General features: G+C 46.0%; 1 protein-coding gene. It reads left to right on the forward strand.

Annotated elements, in window-relative coordinates:
- Positions 1 to 303: BRCT domain-containing protein (locus tag C5L39_RS10620; RefSeq protein WP_197714746.1), on the forward strand; the 303-nt coding region annotated here is incomplete at its 5' end.
- Between the last annotated feature and the right edge of the window lie 403 nt (positions 304 to 706).

The raw sequence follows: 706 nt of genomic DNA on the forward strand, positions 1-706 counted from the left end.
CAACTCGTCGAACACTACGGAACTTCAACGGCGCTAAAAGGAGAAAACGTCTGCTTTACTGGATCTTTAGTTCGAGGAACACGCGCCGACATGAACGAGCTTCTCAGCCATATCGGTGCTACACCACTCAAGGGATTAACCAAAAAGACCACACTATTAGTAGTGGGAGTTCCGAATCCAGCTGCATGGAAGGAAGGGTCTTCGGCATCTCGCAAGCTAGAGAAAGCCACAGCGCTTCACGAGCAAGGACTACCCATCCGGGTCTTATCCGAAGAGGACTTCTTCGCACTCCTCGAAGAATGATCGATTTCGATTATGGAGATTTTCTGCTCATAACCATAGAATTGCGCACCCTGCCCGGAGCACTGCTTGATTGCTTAACATCATTCTCGAACCAAATTGAGCGATCTTTTACCTGTCGGCAGTGGGCGAAGCTTCTCAAATGGTCATTTTTTGGCTTTTGAGACTACGCAATAACTAATCTCTTCCATACTTGACTACCAAAGAGTTTAGACACTGTGACGCAAAGTGAAGTCAAGGCTGACCATAATCTACGACCATTTAGGTCGCAATATTTTCATCATTGACTAGCAGTTCACAGTGGACACTGCTGTAGATCAACATGATGATTTCCTCATTCCCGCAGAACACTTTGCACTATCTGCACAGAATTTAGATCAAAGGTTAGGCTCACCACCGGTTATGA

The organism is Corynebacterium alimapuense, from assembly GCF_003716585.1.
Lineage (GTDB): Bacteria > Actinomycetota > Actinomycetes > Mycobacteriales > Mycobacteriaceae > Corynebacterium > Corynebacterium alimapuense.